We start from the raw sequence: 11,920 nt of genomic DNA, 5'->3' as shown, positions 1-11,920 counted from the left end.
TACGGTCGTCGTCCATCTGGATGATGCGGATTGCCAAGGTATCGGACTGGCGATCCATAATCGCCGCGCAAAGGCAGACCGGTGGGCGGAGGACATCAGGAAGTGGCGGGAAGCCCACCGGGACGAGGCGGGCCACTGATCGAGGCCTACCCTCCCGGCAAAGCGTTTCTCGTACACCAAGAAAGTACTTTTTAACAAGAAAATACTCTCGACAACAAAGCACTCCCAACAAAAAGTACTCTCAACAAGAAAGTACTCTGTTAGGACAACCAGGTACGTAGTTCGTCCCGGTTGGCGAGCTCCAACTGCTGAACCAACGGATCGCTGTGGGGTGTATCGCCACACAAGCCCGCCAGGGTGAGCATATAGCGCACCAGAGCAGCACGCGTCTCGATTCGCAGGTTGCCGTCAATCATGGCGTAATCGTTGGCAATAATGGATTGCTGCGCCTCGGTCAGCCGCTGGTCCGGCCGCAGCACGATAGCTACCCGCGTATTCCAGGCTTCATCATTGCGCGCCTTGTGGCGACTACGCTCAGGCAGCACCTGGGGCGTACCGCGGAACCGGCTGAGCATGAAGTCCCGGTACTCGCCATGGCGGTCGCACCAGGCCCGAACATGCCAGCGTTGGCCGCTGTAGATCAGGGTATGGGGTTCAAGCACCCGACGTTCGCCTTCCGGTTTGGTCAGCGAGAAATACTCCGCTTCAAGCCGCCGGCCCTGACGGGTGGCCAACACGATCGGCCGGACAATATCCGGTTCAGCCAATCGGCGCGGTACGTGGAGGATTTCGGTGTTGGGTAAACCAAGGTCCAGGGACTCGAAGGTCTCACTCAGGGCGTGATCGCGACCAAGCACTTCAAGGTACTCGTCAGACCGTCCCTGGGTCACTGTCGGCTGAAACCTGTCAGCCGGAACATAACCCTTCAAGTGCCGGTCATACTCGAGGTTACCCGGGGCTACCTCGCGCAGGTAGGTATTGATATCTTTTGATGCCTGCTGCCGACCAATCCCGAACGCGTGGCAGATGTGATTGGTGGTCAGCCGCCCTTCCCATAAGGCGATGATTTCAATCAACCGGTAACGTAATAAGAGATCCCAGCGAATAGGCCAATCCGTTTTTTTCATGATATGCCGCTCTTCATAAACTGATTGGATTCCGATCAATCCCTGATCAGAGCTGATTATGCTATCAGCTTCCCAATGGGCCGCGTGTTACGGCACATTAATGTAAAATAACGTCAAACACTGCACATGTAGTTTGTCGGTTTCCAGATAAATCCACCACTTACATTCAGGTAACGTCGACCCTTCGGTAAGTGCGTAATCGCCCACACGCCGCGCCAATGCTGTAATTCGGGATTGCCCCGGCATGCTCCTTTAGTGGCTGCTATGGTGTGAGAGAACCCTCTTTGGCGATGCTTTGGGGGCGCACTCTTTAGCAGTTTTAACGTTCCCTGTGGTTTTTAACGTTTTCTGTGGCTCTAACGTTCCCTAATCGCTTTAACATTCCGGAGCTGATGTATGACCCGCATGGTGACCTCTCTCTCTGCACTCATACTAAGTACGATCCTGCTGGTCGCTGGCAATGCCTTCCTGATGACACTGCTGGGTGTCCGCCTGGGCCTCGAAGCCATCGATCCGGCAACGATCGGTCGGGTGCTGGTGTGCTATTCCATCGGTTTCGTCGTCGGTACGCTCACGGTCGGTCGCGTTATCGAACGCGTCGGGCACATCCGCGCCTTCGCCGTGTTTTCGGCATTAGCGGCGGTCGCTGCGCTGCTGTACCCGATGGCGGTATCGATGACCTTCTGGGCAATCCTGCGCGCCCTGTCGGGCCTGGCCATGGCGGGTGTGCTGCTGGTGATCGAAAGCTGGTTCAGCAGCCGCGCCACCAATGCCAACCGTGGCACGCTATTCGCGGTCTACCAGATCGTCTTCTTCATTTCCGTGGCCGGTGGGCAGCTCATCATTAACCTGGGCGACCCGGCGGCTTTCCAGCTCTACACCGTCGCCGGCATCCTGTTGGCGCTGTCCCTGGTGCCGCTGTCGTTGACCAAGATGGAGGCGCCCCATATCGAGCAGGTCGAACGCCTGTCGATATTCAAGCTGCTGCAGGAAGCCACGACCGGCGTGGCTGGCACATTCATCTGCGGCGTGCTGATCGGGTCCTTCTATGCCCTGGGCCCGGTATACGCCACCCTGATCGGCCTTGACGTTGCCCAGACCTCTCTATTCATGGCCATCGCAATCATTGCCGCCATGCTGTTGGCATGGCCGATGGGCATCGTCTGCGATCGTTTCGATCGACGGCGGGTACTGTTCACCGTATCTGTGGCCGCAGGCGTTGCAGCTATGGCGGCCGCTTTCATTGGCGTTGACCTGCCGCTGGCCCTGATTACGGCGGTAGGCCTGTTTACCGGTCTTTCCGCTGCGCTCTATCCCATTGCCGTGGCCATCGCCAACGACCGCATGCCGCAGTCTCGTATCGTCGCGGCCAGTGCCACGCTGCTGCTCAGCTACGGACTGGGGAGCGTGCTCGGACCACTGGTCATGGGCGAACTGATCGGGCTGGTCGGACCCATGGGCCTGTTCCTCGGCAGCGCCGGCTTCCTGGGGCTGCTGGCGCTCGTGACCGCGTACTACATCATTACGACCGAAGATATCCCGGTGGACGAGCAGGAGCACTTCGTGACCACCATGCCTGAAGCCATGCCGGTACTGGCTGAAATGGATCCACGTAACGAGGATTTTCACGCGTCATCGGTGGAAGTGGAGCAGGAAGAAGAGGAACCGCCGAAGAAAACCGGCACGGATAATTAGACGCTCGCCTGGAAGAGCCCGTAGCAGGCATTAGCCCACGGGCTCGCCGCGATCGCACTTCAGGCAGTCCAGATACTGTCCCAGCCGCCCCTTCCGGCCGGCCGCCGTCGTGACCCAGGGCCGGTTGACGAAGGGCGGCCGATGACGCACGTGCTGACCGTGACCACACGCCAGACGAGCCACCCAGTCGCCCTCAGAATCCTTGTAGAATCCGCTAATTGGCTGTTCCATAACCACCATGATGCGCATCATGCCGCTCTCGGTTTTCCCTCATATTTATTTTGTTCCTGTATCTGTTTTCATTACAACAGTTAGCAAACTATTATAAACCGTAGCTCTGGATGACTTCCCAGAGTGACACCACCTTTACTTGCTGGGAGCACTCCAATGAGAGATCAGTTTCCTTTTGCCGTTGCCCGGGTCACCCGGCGTTGGCGCAAACTCCTGGATGAACGTCTCAAGGACCTCGGTGTAACACAGGCGCGTTGGACCACTATGGTCTACCTGCAACGCGGCGGCGAAGGGCTCACCCAGCGCGAACTCGCCAACCTGATGGCTATCGAGAACCCCACCCTGGTCCGCCTGCTCGACAGCCTCGAAGGCCAAGGCCTGATAGAACGCCGCCCTTGCAGCAAGGACCGTCGTGCACGCCGCCTTCATCTGACACCGGCCGGCGAAGCGTTTATGGAAGACCTCAATAGCCGCGCCGACAAGCTGCGCGAGGAAATGCTGGAAGGCGTGAACGAAAACGACCTGGCAGTCGCCATGAACGTCTTCAATCGCATCATGATTAACGGGGATCAGCTGCAGAAGCTCTGATTTTCGTCGGCCCGCCCACCGGAGGTTCTCCTGAGCGACTTCAGCCTGCAGGCCCTGCAAGCCCGATACGGACCTAAATGGCGTTGGCTGGCGGTGGGTACGGTCATGCTGGGCACCATGGCTACGGTGCTCAGCGCCACCATCATTAATGTGGCGCTGCCGGATATCATGCGGGATTTCGGTATCGGCCAGGGCCAGGCCCACTGGATGGTCACCGGCTTTATCGCCGCCATGACCACCACCATGCTTACCACCGGTTGGTTACTCGACCATTTCGGCCTTCGCCGCTCCCTGGCGGCGGCCATGCTGATCTTCACCCTGATAGCCATCGCCGGCGGTTTTGCGCCCGGGCCTGAATGGCTGATCCTCGCCCGCATCGGCATGGGTGCCGTGGCCGGCCTTATGCAACCCATGGCCATGTACCTGGTATTCAGGGTCTTCCCCAAGGAGAAACGGGGCCAGGCCATGGGCATTTACGGCATGGGGGTCATTCTCGCACCCGCCCTGGGGCCGGTTATCGGCGGATTCATCGTCGATCAGCTTAGCTGGCGCTACGTGATGTTCGCTCCCGCGCCAGTAACCCTGCTAGGCATCTATATGGTGTACCGCTTCCTGCCCTGGCCGGTATCACGCCCTGAGCCCTACCGTTTCGACTTCATCGGCCTGGCACTGCTCGCCACGTTCATCGGCACCAGCCTGGACGCCCTCAATGCACTGCAGCACGCTGAAGGCCAGGGCCTGCGCATCGCCATCGGCGGCAGTGCAGCGGTCATCTCGCTGGCCCTGTTTATCCTGCGTCAGCGGCGTACCGACCATCCTCTGCTGCACCTGGGTTTATTGCTGCGTCCAGAATTTTTCAGTGCTTGCCTCGGGGCCATTGCCCTGGGCCTGGCACTGTTCGGGTCCACCTACCTGATCCCCCTCTTCGTGCAGTCCGCGCTACATTACTCGGCGACCGAGGCGGGGCTGCTCATGCTCCCCGCCGGCATCGCCCTGGGTGTCACCTTCCCGATTGCCGGACGGATGGCCGACCGACGGCCGGCGCGCCTGATGATCATGGGTGGCATCCTGATCTTTGCGCTATCGACATCGCTGTTCGCCCTATCAGACGTGGGACTCAGCTTTGTCTGGCTGGCGCTGTGGGCCGTCATCGGCCGGATTGGTCTGGGCCTGATCATGCCGGCCCTGTCGACCGGCGCGTTAAACCCGCTCGAAGCCCATGAACTCGGCTACGGCTCCAGCATCATAAACTTTACCCGTCAGCTGGGCGGGGCTTTCGGAGTGAATATCGTCGCGCTCACCATCGAATACGGCGACCATTCAAATGGCCAGCCCACCATCGACGCTTTCCATACCGCGTGGTGGCTGGTAACCGTATTCGTGCTGGTCGCACTCTGGCCTATACGACGCATTGGTCGGACCGGCGCTACCCCAGACGCCGCCGTGTGAGCAGGAAGATGAAGTAGCTGCCGCCCAGAATGGCCGCAATCGTGCCTGCGGGCATCTGCTTGGGATACAGAATCGCCCAGCCCAGCCAGTCGGAGAAGATCATCAGCACCATACCCGCCAGCGGTGCCAACCAGAGTTGGGGCCAGACTTTCCGTGCGCCCATCAGTGTTGCGACATGAGGCGCCAGTAGGCCGACGAACGCTACCGGCCCCATTACCGCCGTCACCAGGGCACAGAGTGCGCAGGCCAGGATCAGCAGCACCAGCCGTGCCCGCCCCGTATCCAGCCCGCGCGCCATGGCGATGTGATCGCCGGCGGAGATCAGCGTCAGCCAGCGCGCGGTGGACAACGCCAGCAGGAACAATACGGCGGTACCGCCGGCAAACCAGAGCGCCTTGGCATCCGACACGCGATAGGTCGATCCGGAGAGCCAGCCCAGGATGGTATACGCCTGGTCGCTTCCCTTGGCCAGCACGAAGTGAACGACGGCCTCGATCAGCGCCCCCAGGGAAATACCAACCAGGATCATGATCCCCGGCGCGTAGTGGGTCCGCCGTCCCAGTAGCAGCAATATGGCCAACACGCCTGCGCTGCCGGCAAAGGCCAGCACCGGTCCGGCTTCATGGATCGAACCGCCTATGAATACGGTGTAGAGCACCAGGGTCAAGGTTGCGCCGGCGGACATACCCAAAATATCCGGGCTGGCCAAGGGGTTACGGATCAGGCGCTGCAGAATCAGCCCGGCAACCGCCATCCCGACCCCCGCACACGCCGCCGTTACCAGCCGTGGCCAACGTAGCGAGAGCACCAGGTCCGTCGGCCACTTCAGGGCGGTCCAGGGCGCACTCCAGGCAAAACCGTCCGGCTTGAAGCATAGGGTCAGCAACACTAGCGCCCCCAGCACCGCGGGCACCAGCACCCACACGCGCCGACCGACGCGCGCTGCTCCTTCTGGCAACTGTAGCGAGGTCTGGTCGCGTGACGACAGCTTGCGACGGGCAAACCAGATCAATGCTGGCGCACCGACCAGGGCTGCCGCCGTCCCGCTGGGCACCAGGTCACTGAACCAGGTGCTGGCTTCCACAGCTACGCAGTCGGTCAGCAGCAACAGCACCGCGCCTAACATCAGGCTGAAACAAAGCTCGTCCCGCGCCGTCCGGGCGCCTGCGGCACGGGCTATATTGGGCGTAATCAGTCCGATAAAACTGATGACGCCCACCGCCGTGATCGCCGAAGCCACCAACCACAGGGACAGCAACAGGAGTACGGCGATAATCGGACCGGTACTCAATCCCCGGGCTCCGGCCCCGGCGTCGCCGAGACGCAGCAGCGTCAACGGGCGCGGCGCTACCAGTAACACCAGTAGCGCGATACTCAGTTTAGGCAGCAGCCAGGTCACCCAGGTCCAGTCCGTCTGGGTCAGGTCCCCCGCGCCCCAGATAAACAGGGTTTCCGTGGCGTACTGGTTGAGCAGCACGAGCGTGGTTGCGATGGCGCCCATCAGGATATGGGTGGCCATCCCTGCCAGAATGACCGGCAGGCCGCTGAGGCCGCTGCGGCCGGCGATCATCAGCACCAGGATCACCGACAACAAAGCCCCGGCCATGGCGAACCACGCACCCCAACTGGCCATTAACTCCGGCGCCCAGACATTGACACAGACCAGGGCCAACCAGGCCCCCGAGGAGGCGCCCAGAGTCATTGGCGAGAGCAGGAGGTTCTGGGTTACCTGTTGCAACAGACTGCCGACCATTGCCATGACTGCACCCACGAGTACCGCGAGCACGACGCGTGGCAGGGCGGCGTAGACAAACTGGAAGTCTTCGAAGGTTTCAGGGGTTCGGCCCCAGAGCAGGGACCACTGGTCAGCCAGGGACAGGGTACTGTTCAGGGAAAGGTGGATCAGCAGGGCCGCCAGCAGCGCCACCCCCGCCAACAGATAACGCGTGAGCGGTGCCCGCAGCCAGCCGCTTTCGGCGCGGTCCAGGGTCGCGGCTACGGTCATTGCGGGTCGATCGTAAGCAGCGCTTCCGTCTGGGCCCGGGCCAGGTATAGCACAGACAGCGCGCCGCCATAGGACCAAGTGGACTCAACTGGCGCGACCCGACCGGCGCGGGCGACCGGCATGGCCTGCCAGAGGGGCGAATCAAACAGATCCTCTACGCCGGGTGCCGGCTTGAAATAGAGCAGGGCGCCATCCTTGATCTTGCTCAGCTCGATGATCTTACGCTGGGCGAAACCCCATTGGCTGGCAGGTACCGTCATGGCGGGCTGGATGCCCATTTTGTTCAGGGCCGCCTGGGACATGGAGTTGGAGCCGTACACCAGGGCGATGGCTTGATTAAAGAAACGAACACCGGTGACCTCGGGCAGGGTTTCACCGAAATGCGCATGCAGCTTGGACTCCAGCTCTCCAAATTCGGCATCCATGGCATTCAGTTTTTCCCGGGCAAGGGCTTCCTTGCCAAACAGCCGGGCCATTTCCATGAAGATATCGCGGGCGGTTTCGGCGTTGTCCTGTTCAGCACTGAATGCGTCGAAGTAGAGAACAGGGGCAATCTGCGACAGTTTGTCGACAAGGCCTTCCTGACCGTTGGAGAGGATAATGACATCCGGCTCCAGTTCCGCAAGCCTCTCGATGCTGGGCTCCTGGCGTTTGCCAATATCCGCTACGCCCTCAGGAATCGGAGGCCGAACAACCCAGGTGGTATAACCCTCGATATCCGCGACACCTACCGGCTCGATGCCCAGTTCGAGCGCATTCTCGGTCATTGCCCAGCTAATGGTGACAATGCGCTGGGGCACCGAGTCGAACGTGTGTTCGCCACGTGCGTCGGTGACCGTAACCGCCAGCGTTTGAAAAGAGGCCAGCAACCCCAGACTGAGAACGACTAACCGCAAAAGACAACGCACTACCATTAAGGACTCCGAAGATCAGGCCACGACAGCGACGGGGCGATCCTGCCCGGGCTGGGGTAAAAGTTGGATATCAATACCGTAGAGATGACTGAGGCGGTCGTGTGAAAGCAGTTCATCCGGAGTGCCGTCGAACACCGCTTCGCCACGCTTGAGCGCAATGATGCGGTCGGCATGACGCGCCGCCAGGTTCACATCGTGCAGAATCACCACCACTCCCCGGCCGCAGGTCTGGTTGAGTTCGCGTAACAGGCCCATGGATTCATACTGGTGGGACAGGTCCAGGGCCGAGGTCGGCTCATCCAGCAGTAGCAACGGCGACTGCTGAGCCAGCAGCATGGCGATCCAGGCGCGCTGACGCTCGCCACCGGACAGCTGATCGGTCAGTTTGTCAGCGTAGACGGTGACGTCCGTACGCGCCATGGCGTCGTCGATGGCCCGGGCGTCCTCGGCCCGCCAGCGCCCGAATAGTCCGCGCCATGGGTATCGACCCAGTGCCACCAGTTCACGCACATTGAGACCGGCAACCTCCGGCAGCCTTTGTGGCAGGAAGGCAATTTCCCGGGCCAGGGCGCGTTGGGAAAACTGCCGGATCGGACGACCATTGAGGCGCACCTCGCCCTCGTCCGGGTCGAGTTGGCGGGCCAGCAGGTTCATCAAAGTAGATTTACCCGACCCGTTATGCCCCAGGATCACGGTAAATTCGTGAGCCGCGATTGAGAGCTGGTCCAGCTTGAGGATGTCTCGGCCATCGCGGTTCATGCGGATCGAATTCAGCTCAAGCATCGTCAATCAGCTCTTGTTTCATGCGTTCAAAGCGCACGGCATCCTTCTGCTTGGGACAGCTGGCGCAGAGATCGCCATCATGACGGCGATAATGCATGCAACAGGCCTTGCGATCCAATACCAGCGACTCAGTGCCATCCGGCAGGCAAACGGGCTTCAGCGCGCTCTGGTTCTCCAGACCGGTCGCCGCCAGCCAGGCGTCGGCCAGGGCCAGTTGGTCACCCCGGGACACCTCGGGAAGCAATCCACCGAGGCGGCCAACGCCGGCCATCAGGCTATCCGCCACCAGACGCCGTGCCGTCAGGGGTTTGATCCGGGTAATCTGCTGTAGCTCGGCAAGCAACGCGTCAACGAGCCAGCGCAAGGCTTCACCGCCACGCTGGATCAACTCTGCCTGATTACCTCCCTCCCAGCGCCCCTGGGGCAGTCGGAAGCCGGCCACCATCTCTCTGCCCACCTTCTGACGCAGCTCCTCCAGCGGCGGCAATTGGCCGGCACCGTGGACGCCGATCAGCGTCAGCACTACCGGCTGCCACACCATGAGTGACCAGCAACGCACCGACCAGTAAGGCATACCCGCCTCAGGACTGGCGATACTCAGGTTGTCGTAGAGGGTTTGGATAATGGCCTGATTGTCACGTCCGGCACGAATGCAGCCGTCGTCGCAGCTGGAACACTCGCCTGCCAACGCCGGAAGGACGCTCGATGACAGCGCGAAGAACCGGTCCAGGTCTGTGCTTTGCGGATGGGCCATGGTGTGAGAAGGATCCGTGAGGATTGCCAGCCGTCGGGCGCGCCGGATCGGCATTCAGATAGCACCGAGTTTACTCAGCATGGCCACACTTCGCAAATGCAAATCCGTATCATTCATTTTTTGAAAAAGGTTGCAAGTGCATCTTTCAGTTGCCCTTTTACCCGGGCTTGAGTAAACTTCCGCGCATCTCCAGGGGAGTAGTCTTCGCGCCGGCCCTGCCGCGCGGGCGACAGTCAACAAACTTGAGGCACATCCTCATGGCTGTCGCGTCCCGTCCAAAGGGATTGACGAGACCTGGGATAACGCGGCCTGCCATGGGGTGGAAGGTCGAGTTGTCCCTGCGTCTACGAAAAATCCGCCCCATTAATGGAGTATTCATGGATGCCTTCCTGGCCTCTACCCTTGCGGTAACCATTGCCGAGATCGGCGACAAGACCCAGCTTCTATCCCTCTTTCTGGTTTGCCGGTATGCCAAGCGCACGCCCATTATCCTTGGGATTCTGGTCGCCACGCTGCTCAACCATGCGCTTTCAGCGCTGCTGGGTGCGTGGCTGGCAAAGGTTATTCCTGCCAGCTGGCTTCCCTGGATCGTGGCTGTCAGCTTCATCGCCATCGCCCTGTGGCTGTTGATTCCCGATAAGGACGAGAGCGAAAGCTCCGGACTGCTGCGGTTCGGCGCGTTTACGGCGACCACCCTGATGTTCTTCATTGCAGAGATCGGCGACAAGACGCAAATCGCCACTGTCGTCCTCGCAGCCCGCTATGACGAAACCTTCTGGGTCATCATGGGTACCACCGTCGGCATGCTGTTAGCGAATATTCCGGTCATCTGGGCCGGGCAGTGGATCATGGAGCGCCTTCCCCTGGCCACCGCCCGCATCCTGGCCTGCGTGCTGTTCGTTATCCTCGGTATACTGACGATATTCGGCGCCGTGAACGGTCTTTCCCTCGGCAGTTGACAGGAACTGGGCTCTGACAGTGGTCGAACCGGGATAACACGCAGCCTGACGCTGAGGCAGGCACTGCAATCGACTTAACGCAAATGAACAAAACGTCACTGCAATAGCCATAAGACCTTACTGCAAGCGACGCATAAGCGCTTGCAGTATGGGATACTTTCGCAGTGACTGGACGCCCGGGAGCGGAGCGGTTAACGTTGGGCCAGTCTATTTATTGCTCAACGATTCACTCGCCAGCGTTGCGACACACCGGAATGTCGCCGCGTGCGAGTTGTGTCGTGCAAAGACCGTCACATAAACGTCGTCAAACAGGTAGTGCTCCACCACGCGAACCACAAAGCGGACGCTGGTCGAGACATTGATTCCAAGGAATTAAGAAATGGCATTTCTCAGACCGGGCCTTATTGCGACCTGGCTGTTACTGACAGCGTCCACCGCCTTCGCAGAGAAGGCGCTTCTGCCGATACAGGGTGACCTGGTGGGCAGCATGGATACCATGTCCACACGCTATGAAGATACCTTCGCCGATATCGGTACGCGTACCAGTATCGGCTACCTGGAACTGGTTCACGCCAACCCGGGCGTAGACCCCTGGCTGCCGGGTGAAGGTACCCAGATTACCTTGCCGCAGCAGCATGTGCTCCCTGACGCGCCGCGGGACGGCATTGTTATCAACCTGGCCGAGTATCGCCTCTACTATTACACCAACGGTGGCGTGAAAACCTATCCGGTCGGCGTTGGCACCGAGCAGAACCCCTCGCCGTTGACCCAGACCAAAGTCACCATGCGCCTTGAGTCGCCGGCCTGGTACCCGCCCGCCAGCGTACGCGCTGAATATAAGGCCTCCGGGGACCACTTGCCACGCATGATCCCCCCGGGGCCGGAGAATCCGCTCGGGCCGTACGCACTCAAGCTCAGCGCCGAGGGATACCTGATTCATGGTACCAACAAGAAATTCGGCATCGGCATGCAGGTCAGTCACGGCTGCATCCGTATGTATAACGAGGACATCGCCGAACTGGTCTACGCCGTACCCAAGGGCACACCGGTAGAATTCGTCAGACAGCCGGTGAAGGTCGGTATGAAAGGCAACGAGGTATGGCTCGAAATCCATCGCCCGAAAGAAGAGATGGATAGCGATACCAAGGATTTCTTGTGGCGTCGTGTTATGGAGCGAATGGATGCCCTGCTCGACGTGCATCCGGGCATCGAGTTCCAGCGGGCCGCCGTGGAGCTGGCTATCGACCAGGCGGACGGCGTACCGCGTCTGGTCGGCGAACGCGTTCGGCAAATGGCCCAGGCCATCGACGACACGGAGCAATCCGCCAAGTCGCTCTGATACTACTGTCCCGCCTGCATTCCGGGCAGTCCAATAACAACAAACCGTCATAACCGACACCGGCGACAGGACACCC

The 11,920-nt window shown here is 60.4% G+C and carries 11 protein-coding genes; 5 read left to right on the top strand and 6 right to left on the bottom strand.

What is annotated here, in order from left to right; all coding sequences use genetic code 11:
- Positions 1-260: 260 nt before the first annotated feature.
- Complete coding sequence (locus RE428_RS01295; protein ID WP_004579354.1) at positions 261-1,127, bottom strand: helix-turn-helix transcriptional regulator; 867 nt, start codon at positions 1,125-1,127, stop codon at positions 261-263.
- A 396-nt stretch (positions 1,128-1,523) separates the two neighbouring features.
- On the opposite strand from RE428_RS01295, the gene RE428_RS01290 reads away from it, so the two are divergent.
- Entirely contained in the window at positions 1,524-2,822 is a 1,299-nt protein-coding gene (locus tag RE428_RS01290; protein ID WP_004579355.1) for an MFS transporter, read from the top strand.
- Between the two features lie 30 nt (positions 2,823-2,852).
- Here RE428_RS01290 and RE428_RS01285 read toward each other — a convergent pair whose 3' ends face one another.
- The gene (locus tag RE428_RS01285; RefSeq protein WP_264673093.1) at positions 2,853-3,074 is read right to left on the bottom strand and encodes a DUF3565 domain-containing protein; all 222 of its coding nucleotides are present in this window, start codon (positions 3,072-3,074) and stop codon (positions 2,853-2,855) included.
- Between the two features lie 135 nt (positions 3,075-3,209).
- On the opposite strand from RE428_RS01285, the gene RE428_RS01280 reads away from it, so the two are divergent.
- Positions 3,210-3,641, top strand: coding sequence for a MarR family transcriptional regulator (locus RE428_RS01280; RefSeq protein WP_004579357.1), 432 nt, complete (start codon positions 3,210-3,212; stop codon positions 3,639-3,641).
- 30 nt (positions 3,642-3,671) lie between these two features.
- Positions 3,672-5,090 (top strand): MDR family MFS transporter, encoded by a 1,419-nt coding sequence (locus RE428_RS01275; RefSeq protein ID WP_040882306.1) that lies wholly within the window; start codon positions 3,672-3,674, stop codon positions 5,088-5,090.
- On the opposite strand, the gene fhuB is transcribed toward RE428_RS01275, so the two are convergent.
- The 4 genes from fhuB to RE428_RS01255 are packed head-to-tail and all read right to left on the bottom strand — an operon-like array spanning position 5,068 to position 9,600.
- Entirely contained in the window at positions 5,068-7,095 is a 2,028-nt protein-coding gene (gene fhuB / locus RE428_RS01270; RefSeq protein WP_004579359.1) for a Fe(3+)-hydroxamate ABC transporter permease FhuB, read from the bottom strand. The genes RE428_RS01275 and fhuB overlap by 23 nt on opposite strands.
- On the bottom strand, positions 7,092-8,009 hold the full coding sequence (locus RE428_RS01265) for an ABC transporter substrate-binding protein (RefSeq protein ID WP_004579360.1): 918 nt from the start codon (positions 8,007-8,009) through the stop codon (positions 7,092-7,094). Before RE428_RS01265 ends, fhuB begins: the two co-directional genes overlap by 4 nt.
- Before the next feature lie 15 nt (positions 8,010-8,024).
- A complete protein-coding gene (locus tag RE428_RS01260; protein ID WP_004579361.1) occupies positions 8,025-8,792 on the bottom strand; it encodes an ABC transporter ATP-binding protein in 768 nt (255 codons plus the stop codon).
- Positions 8,785-9,600 carry a siderophore ferric iron reductase gene (locus RE428_RS01255; RefSeq protein ID WP_081614540.1) on the bottom strand — a complete coding sequence of 272 codons (816 nt, stop codon included), beginning with the start codon at positions 9,598-9,600 and terminating at the stop codon, positions 8,785-8,787. Before RE428_RS01255 ends, RE428_RS01260 begins: the two co-directional genes overlap by 8 nt.
- A 323-nt stretch (positions 9,601-9,923) precedes the next feature.
- Here RE428_RS01255 and RE428_RS01250 point away from each other — a divergent pair, with 323 nt between their 5' ends.
- Both RE428_RS01250 and RE428_RS01245 read left to right on the top strand, forming a co-directional pair.
- The gene (locus tag RE428_RS01250; protein WP_004579364.1) at positions 9,924-10,505 is read left to right on the top strand and encodes a TMEM165/GDT1 family protein; all 582 of its coding nucleotides are present in this window, start codon (positions 9,924-9,926) and stop codon (positions 10,503-10,505) included.
- A gap of 379 nt (positions 10,506-10,884) precedes the next feature.
- On the top strand, positions 10,885-11,844 hold the full coding sequence (locus RE428_RS01245; protein WP_004579365.1) for a L,D-transpeptidase family protein: 960 nt from the start codon (positions 10,885-10,887) through the stop codon (positions 11,842-11,844).
- Positions 11,845-11,920: the final 76 nt, after the last annotated feature.

Origin of the sequence: Marinobacter nanhaiticus D15-8W (assembly GCF_036511935.1) — a bacterium.
Taxonomy (GTDB): Bacteria; Pseudomonadota; Gammaproteobacteria; order Pseudomonadales; family Oleiphilaceae; genus Marinobacter_A; species Marinobacter_A nanhaiticus.
Note: the sequence above shows the minus strand (reverse complement) of the source record. Positions and strands in the feature narration are given on the sequence as shown.

Excerpts from the sequence above, each read along its gene's own strand:
- RE428_RS01250 (WP_004579364.1), top strand. The coding sequence starts at position 9,924 with ATGGATGCCTTCCTGGCCTCTACCCTTGCGGTAACCATTGCCGAGATC.
- RE428_RS01280 (WP_004579357.1), top strand. The coding sequence starts at position 3,210 with ATGAGAGATCAGTTTCCTTTTGCCGTTGCCCGGGTCACCCGGCGTTGG.
- RE428_RS01255 (WP_081614540.1), bottom strand. The coding sequence starts at position 9,600 with ATGCCGATCCGGCGCGCCCGACGGCTGGCAATCCTCACGGATCCTTCT.
- RE428_RS01295 (WP_004579354.1), bottom strand. The coding sequence starts at position 1,127 with ATGAAAAAAACGGATTGGCCTATTCGCTGGGATCTCTTATTACGTTAC.
- fhuB (WP_004579359.1), bottom strand. The coding sequence starts at position 7,095 with ATGACCGTAGCCGCGACCCTGGACCGCGCCGAAAGCGGCTGGCTGCGG.
- RE428_RS01285 (WP_264673093.1), bottom strand. The coding sequence starts at position 3,074 with ATGATGCGCATCATGGTGGTTATGGAACAGCCAATTAGCGGATTCTAC.
- RE428_RS01265 (WP_004579360.1), bottom strand. The coding sequence starts at position 8,009 with ATGGTAGTGCGTTGTCTTTTGCGGTTAGTCGTTCTCAGTCTGGGGTTG.
- RE428_RS01260 (WP_004579361.1), bottom strand. The coding sequence starts at position 8,792 with ATGCTTGAGCTGAATTCGATCCGCATGAACCGCGATGGCCGAGACATC.
- RE428_RS01290 (WP_004579355.1), top strand. The coding sequence starts at position 1,524 with ATGACCCGCATGGTGACCTCTCTCTCTGCACTCATACTAAGTACGATC.
- RE428_RS01245 (WP_004579365.1), top strand. The coding sequence starts at position 10,885 with ATGGCATTTCTCAGACCGGGCCTTATTGCGACCTGGCTGTTACTGACA.